The following is a 6297-nucleotide window of genomic DNA, read 5'->3' as shown; positions in this document are numbered from 1 at the left end:
GCAACCGGGCAGATGCGGGGGTCGATCGGAGCTTTGGCGAAAAACTTGCCAGAATCGCTGTCGAAAATTACGCTCGGCGCTGTCAGTTCCGTGCAGCAGATTTCGGGGAAGTCGCTCGTGCCGTCGTTTCGGATTAGTTCGACAATCATAGGCGGTGTGCGTGTGGGGTTGTTTCACAACCATACAAAACGTCTGACAAAATGTCAATCATTTTGTATTTATTACTGTCATGTGCCACCTGCGGCAAAACCCAAAAACAGCAGCCCGCCGAGGTTTTACACTGGGCGGACTGCAATTGTAATAAAAGTCGGGGATGGGAGTCGAACCCATTCTCTCAGGCTTATGAGACCTGCGTGACACCGTTTCACTTCCCCGGCTGGTCCCATATTTAACGTCATGGGCTAGACGGCTGGTTTGCACCAACAGCTTTATTATAGTTGTTTATCAAATTTGTATAATAAATCAATAAACCTGCTCCTAGGACGTAACCAAAAGGAGCCGGAATACAACAACAGGCTTAAGTCTTCTCAGTGATGGGGAGGCTTTTGTATATAAACAGAAACCTCGGACAACTCTAAAGTCTCCGAGGTTTCTTTTCTATCGTTGCCTTGTTTAGCCACCTTGGCGCTTGGGTGGATCTGTCTCTCCAGAGTGTCTCGACCGCAGTTAGTACCAGTTCTTTTGTTGCCTCAAAACCAAAACTAACTTTTCTTCCCTACTAAGCATATCGGTAGTCGTTCACCTCTCCTCCACAGGGTAGGGTTCCCGTCCGCACTCAGAGCCACATGATGGCGGAGCATTTCTAAGTGGAATGCCAATTAAATATTATCAACTCACACACAAAAAAGCAACTATGACTGTAAATAGTTGCTTGAGAGAATAGGTTTAAACTTTATGTTGTTATTATTGTAGCCGCAAAGTCAATTTACAAGTTGATAAGTTATCGGATTTCGGAAATTAGGCGATCGAGCATAGATTTAGCTTCTACGTACAGATGATGATTGCGACCGCCTCTGCGAACTCCCCACAACAGCAAAATAGTTTTTTCCTGACCTAGGTTTTGAGCAATTATTAATTTAGCTAATTCTACTTTGTCCTGGTGTTCCAGCGGAAAATCTGGCGAAAATACTGCTGGCGAGGTTTCCGCTAAAATTTCCGCAAGTAGCGTCGAAAACCGTTCCGCCCTTGTTCCGTCAGGTGTTTCGGGTTTTTCCGGTTCGGATCGAGGAACGCTTTGGGGTGTTCCGAGCGATGGATCGGGAACAAGTGGAAACTCCGAAGTTTCACGCCGCCAGCGACTTAAATCGGGGACAACGGCAGGAAATTCTCCTAGTTCGCTGCTAATCCACGCGGCTCTATTTCCCAAGGATTCTAGGTAGTCTCGAACCTGTTGGTATTTTGCATATTGCTCTGAATCCTTGGGAAATTTATTCCGGTAAGATTCGCACTCTTCTACTGCAAACTTCCCTAAAAAGATAGAGGTGAAGCATTCGAGCATATCGCTTTCACCTTCCAACCCCCAGGTAATTACCTGCCGCCCCTGAGCGAGGGCAAATATTCGGATTTTGAGTTCGCGAGCTAAAGCAAGATTTTCTCCCTGTAACTCCTTGGCTGAGGGCGAGATTATTTCTTTAGTTTTGCGATCGACAACAGCTTTTATATTTTTGCTGGTAATTTTCCACTCATCAAAAGCTGCACTCCAACGCGGAAAATCTTTTCCCGCTTCCATAAGTCGAGTGCGGCGAATTCTTTCCTCTCTGATTGCCAGCATCGATCGCCTAATCGCTTCAAAATCCTCCGGCACTCCGACAACTTCAAGAAATTTCCATTGGTGTGGTTTTCTCTTGATTGTGTGTACAGTTTTTCGATCTGCAGGGAAAACATCCATCAACCAATCTATCAATGTAGTTTTTCCGCTATTGGTTGCCCCAACTCCCCGAATATGGGAAAAACTGTCGGGATTTTCTTTAAACTGCCGCCAGTCAAAAAACTTAATTCCGAAATTGGGAATTGCGGGTAGCTCAACCCCTAACAAACGATCGCCGCTTTGGATAAATTCGCTGCGACCGTCGCCGGGGTTAGGTGGTTTTTGCGTTTCTTGCGGCGGCGCTGCAATTTGAAATTGTGCAGGCAGCGGCAGGGGTTGCAAATTCTCCACCTCTGTAAATTTCGGCTGGTAAACCGGAGCCTGGTATATTGGCGGCAAGTTGCTCAAAGCAACTTGCTCGATCCAGGCTCCGCTCACCATTTCTGCTGAAGCCCGCCACGCCGATCGCACTCCGGCTCCCTGCTCGTGCTGGTAAAATAACCGCACTGAATTAAGCGCCATTCCGGCTCCGACAATCGGTAAAGCTATTTTAAACGAGGCAAAATCTTTGCTAGATAAGCCGTAGCACAGGGGAATGCAGAGAAATCCCGCTGCTAAATTTCCAATCCCCCACAGAACGCGATCGCCCCTGGTGTCTAAAGCAGCCATACCAAACCCCCTAGCCCAATAACCACAGAAATTAATGCCAGCCACGGGCGGGTCGATGGAGCAAACCAAGCAACCACCGAGGCGATCGCAGCAAATCCCAAAAGTGCAAACAATACACCAAGCTGAATTGCTGGCGAATATTTAACAAAAAGGGCTAACAACTGCGTGGCATTCCACCCCGCAGCTAACCAGCCCAAAAAAAGTAAAATTTTAATATTCATGTCCTCTGCTTCTTCCCGTCAAAAATTCCGAAAACTTTTTGAGTTTGCCCCTGCGGCAACTGTGACTGCTGGTTGATGCCGGCGATCGCGTTCTGGATTTTTTCCCGCAAGTTTTGCAGCCACGTTTGATGCCTCGCTTCTGCCTGCTGGTATCGGGCGGCGTACCTTTCGCGCTCTTGCTCTTGTTTGAGCAAATGCACTTTATTTTGGTAAAGCATTTCTTGCTGAGTTTTGTATCCGAGCAAGCTGACAGAATTTTTGGTTTGAACCATCAATACTTGAGTCTGACTCTGGTATTTTGCCCAAGCAATTGCTGCTTCTGCCTTCAGTTCGTTAAGTTTTTGCTGGGTTAAAATTCCCAGCTCGCGGCGCTTGTTTTCTTCTTCGGCAATTTTGGCGATCGCGTTCGTGTAAGTTTTGGCTGCTGCTGTAAGTTTGCGCTGCAGCGCAAGTTGGGCGACTTCATTCTCGGCAGTTTTTTCAAAAGCCGCTACGCTTTCATCAGTCAGCCGTCCCGTGGGAACTCCTAAACTTGCCAGGAGGCGATCTGCGTTAGAACTTCCGACATTCAATTCGGCGTCGAAAGTTTTTTGAGCGTCGCCCGCAAGCATTGCAGTGAAAAAATCATCTGCCATAATTAGTCCTAGAATATAGAACATTTTCGATATATTCTTCGGCTGAAGTGTAGGCGTCATTTTGAAATTCGCACAATCCGCCGTCTATCAAATCAACAAATTGACCGTCTCGAAAAGTAAATTTATCGTTGCGATAAACTTGCCACCCGTAGCCGTGCTGTTCTTTAAAGACGCGAATAAAATATCCGTCGTGCCAATATTTGACATCTTGCTCCCCAATTGGGTGTATTAGCGCCTGAAAAAATTTTCCGATCATTATTTACCTTCCTAAGATTTCAGAACACATTTTTTCGACTTGTTGCAAAGTCGCCGCCCTTTGCAATTGTTCGAGCTTCAAAGCTTCTTGCGCTTTAACCACTTTGCGGTCTGCCGTGAAGCTGCCAATCGCGATTCCGCTAATTAATCCCACAACTAACAGCGAGCCGCCAAAAACTAAAGACGCTTTTTGATTCGAGGGTTGCTGCTGCGGGCGGGTGGTAAAAAGTATCGGCCCTGGTGATTCCAGGCAAATTGGCTGTTGCTGATATTTTTCCTGCTGCATTAGTACCCCACCAACACATGAAGGGGGACGTTGTTGGAAATCGGCTGGCGGAGAGATTGCCACAGCACTTTTAGAAATTCGAGCATTTGGTTTTCCTCGATTTTTGGGTTTTGGGCTGCTGACAAAATTAGGAGTACCAGCAGCCGATCGGATAAATTTACGCTGCTTCGTTTTCCACCGCAGCAGACAGCAGCATCGCACCGGAACCCACCATCGCCGGCAAGTATCCGCCGGTGCGCTCGAAGTTTCCCAAGCCGGCATCGTAAACACGGCTTACAGAAGCGTTTACGATTTCTGCTACTTCTTCGGGCAAGTCATCAGCCGAAAAACCACCATTTAGAAGTTGAGCGAGCATATTGTTTTCGGCTTCACGAATACCGACAGCCCGAAGTATGGCGCGGCGCTGAGCGATTGCCAAATCTTCCTGAGCGATATTGAGGTTTCCTAATTCTTTGCCAGTGGTAACGATCGCATTTTGGGGTGCATTCTCACGGGGGTTAGCTCGAACTTGAGCCGTAACTCCTTCACGGTATGCAATGGCAGCTTTGGCGATCGATCTTTCTTGCCGATCCTTCATGTACGCCACGACGCCAGAAATTTCTTGGACTTCCTCTGGCGTGAAACTCGACTTTTCCTGTTTGTACAGCGCTTTAGAAATACTGTTAATGCGTCCAGGGGTGACGTTTAAATCGTTGGCGAGTTTTTCTGTGTTCATTTTTAGAGTCCTTCGTTCAGTAATTTTGTTTTGACTTGTTCCCGGCTCCATCCATCTAGAAATAGTTGCCGGATTTTTTGCAATGCTGCGTAACTTTCAGGGCTGTACATACTCTCGAATTTCTTGTGCTGAAATTCATCCGGTGTAACTTCGGTGAGAAACTTGCAGTAATTGACCAAAGTTGTGGACGAAATCTGCAAATTCTCTAAAACCTCTTTTCTAGACCTGTAAACCCCTCCAATAGCTGATTTCACATTTTTCTGATGTAACTTGAGTAGTAATTGGTTAGTATGCGGGTGTTGGCGTATTGAAAAACAAACGCAGTAACAATTGAGTTACACCCGATTAACACCAACAATAAACCCCTCGCTGGGAGGGGTAAATGGATAAAATCCTGATTGTGAAACTGAAGTTAAAATCCCCAATCACGCTTGAGAGTGGCGGCGCGTATCCGAGCTAAGCGCGAGCACTTGTGAGTAGAACTCCAATGATAAACGGTGTCAGGCTCAACCCCAAATGCGTGAGCAAATTGTTCGGCAGTTATTTCGTATTTGCGCTGCACCAGCCAAAGCAGTTCAATCGGGTCAAATTCGTCTGGAAATTCTGTCAAGCCCGGAAATATTGCAACAGGGCGCACAATTGTTGATATATTAGTCATATCGTTCTTTGCCTCACGGTGTTGGTAATGGCGATCTGCCCTGGGTGTTGTCGCACCGCAGGGCATTTTAGTGTCTAAACTTCTGGAAATTTGAGATTGTCTATTTCGGGAAACTCAGAAGCAAGAAGGGTCAATATAGATTGAAAGCTTGGGGTTCCGACAATTTCTTCATTAATAGACAGCGGCTCAGAAACCCCTTTTAACCACAGCTCTAAATTAGTGGTGTCATCACCTAACGAGTGAACTGTCCAAGCGGTTACTTCTTGCGTGTCAAAAGCAAAATGGGTAATTTCCTGCTTCTGCTTTCTGGTAAATCCACTACAGCGATCGACAGTTGAAAATCTAAACTTCGGCATTGGCCATCACCTCCAATCTTTCAGTAAGGTTGAGCGCTTTCAACAAAAGCTCCATATCTTGGGCGTAATTAGGAGAGTCGGCCTCGAAAATAAAAGTTTCGTACCGCGTCCGAACTTGAGTTACCACTTTTTTAGAAAATTCTTGCTGCTTGTGCCAGTGAATCGACACGATATCTGCAGGCACAAACGAAACTGACGACAAGTGCAGCAAATAGCTGTTGCGTCTATTTATTCTCGGCATTTACAATCACCTCCATTTCTGCCGCCGTCAGATTTAGTGCTTCCTCGGCTTGCTGCAAATATTCTGCCAACTGCGGATCTTTCATCTCTAAAATTTCCGCTCTCTTTTCTGCAAATTCTCCGCAATCGCCCCAATAAAAACTCCACAGCAAACTGCAAACCTCTATTTTGCGCTGCCTGTTGGCGTCCACAAATAAAGGATTGACGCGCACCAGCGGAGACAAGTGCGCGTGTTCGCGAGACAAAATCAAACACTTCACAAACGCTTCGTTGCCTTGGTTTTCCAAAGTTTTAGCAGCTTTATAGATTGCAGCTAGATCCGCAATATCCAACCAGGCGGCGTCTACCAGAATTCCGTCGTCGAACGGATCTGCGGGAAAGTATTCCCGCTTGAATTTGCTTGCGGCTTCGTCGGCATACAGCGCTTCAATCTTGCGCTGGTAGGCAGCGGTTTT

General features: G+C 46.6%; 11 protein-coding genes and 1 tRNA gene. All 12 read right to left on the bottom strand.

What is annotated here, in order from left to right; genetic code table 11:
• Positions 1 to 305: 305 nt before the first annotated feature.
• A tRNA-Met gene (locus QUA23_RS29890) sits at positions 306 to 377 on the bottom strand.
• A gap of 563 nt (positions 378 to 940) precedes the next feature.
• Positions 941 to 2476, bottom strand: a complete 1536-nt coding sequence (locus QUA23_RS29885; RefSeq protein WP_333079536.1) for a hypothetical protein — start codon at positions 2474 to 2476, stop codon at positions 941 to 943.
• Positions 2464 to 2697 carry a hypothetical protein gene (locus QUA23_RS29880; protein ID WP_333079534.1) on the bottom strand — a complete coding sequence of 78 codons (234 nt, stop codon included), beginning with the start codon at positions 2695 to 2697 and terminating at the stop codon, positions 2464 to 2466. Before QUA23_RS29880 ends, QUA23_RS29885 begins: the two co-directional genes overlap by 13 nt.
• On the bottom strand, positions 2694 to 3332 hold the full coding sequence (locus QUA23_RS29875; RefSeq protein ID WP_333079532.1) for a hypothetical protein: 639 nt from the start codon (positions 3330 to 3332) through the stop codon (positions 2694 to 2696). The genes QUA23_RS29880 and QUA23_RS29875 overlap by 4 nt, the downstream gene beginning before the upstream one ends.
• Positions 3322 to 3588 carry a hypothetical protein gene (locus QUA23_RS29870; protein WP_333079531.1) on the bottom strand — a complete coding sequence of 89 codons (267 nt, stop codon included), beginning with the start codon at positions 3586 to 3588 and terminating at the stop codon, positions 3322 to 3324. Before QUA23_RS29870 ends, QUA23_RS29875 begins: the two co-directional genes overlap by 11 nt.
• 3 nt (positions 3589 to 3591) lie before the next feature.
• Entirely contained in the window at positions 3592 to 3873 is a 282-nt protein-coding gene (locus QUA23_RS29865) for a hypothetical protein (protein WP_333079529.1), read from the bottom strand.
• 157 nt (positions 3874 to 4030) lie between these two features.
• Positions 4031 to 4588, bottom strand: coding sequence for a hypothetical protein (locus QUA23_RS29860; RefSeq protein ID WP_333079527.1), 558 nt, complete (start codon positions 4586 to 4588; stop codon positions 4031 to 4033).
• A 2-nt stretch (positions 4589 to 4590) separates the two neighbouring features.
• Positions 4591 to 4842 (bottom strand): hypothetical protein, encoded by a 252-nt coding sequence (locus QUA23_RS29855; protein WP_333079525.1) that lies wholly within the window; start codon positions 4840 to 4842, stop codon positions 4591 to 4593.
• Between the two features lie 158 nt (positions 4843 to 5000).
• The gene (locus QUA23_RS29850) at positions 5001 to 5246 is read right to left on the bottom strand and encodes a hypothetical protein (RefSeq protein WP_333079524.1); all 246 of its coding nucleotides are present in this window, start codon (positions 5244 to 5246) and stop codon (positions 5001 to 5003) included.
• A 74-nt stretch (positions 5247 to 5320) separates the two neighbouring features.
• Complete coding sequence (locus tag QUA23_RS29845; protein ID WP_333079523.1) at positions 5321 to 5602, bottom strand: hypothetical protein; 282 nt, start codon at positions 5600 to 5602, stop codon at positions 5321 to 5323.
• Positions 5589 to 5843 (bottom strand): hypothetical protein, encoded by a 255-nt coding sequence (locus tag QUA23_RS29840; protein ID WP_333079522.1) that lies wholly within the window; start codon positions 5841 to 5843, stop codon positions 5589 to 5591. The genes QUA23_RS29845 and QUA23_RS29840 overlap by 14 nt, the downstream gene beginning before the upstream one ends.
• The coding region (locus QUA23_RS29835; protein WP_333079521.1) for a hypothetical protein at positions 5827 to 6297 on the bottom strand (471 nt) is incomplete at its 5' end. The genes QUA23_RS29835 and QUA23_RS29840, both read right to left, overlap by 17 nt.

The organism is Microcoleus sp. Pol1C5, assembly GCF_036701115.1.
Taxonomy (GTDB): domain Bacteria; phylum Cyanobacteriota; class Cyanobacteriia; order Cyanobacteriales; family Microcoleaceae; genus Microcoleus.
The sequence above is the reverse complement of the archived record's forward strand: the minus strand, read 5'-3'. Positions and strand labels throughout refer to the sequence as shown.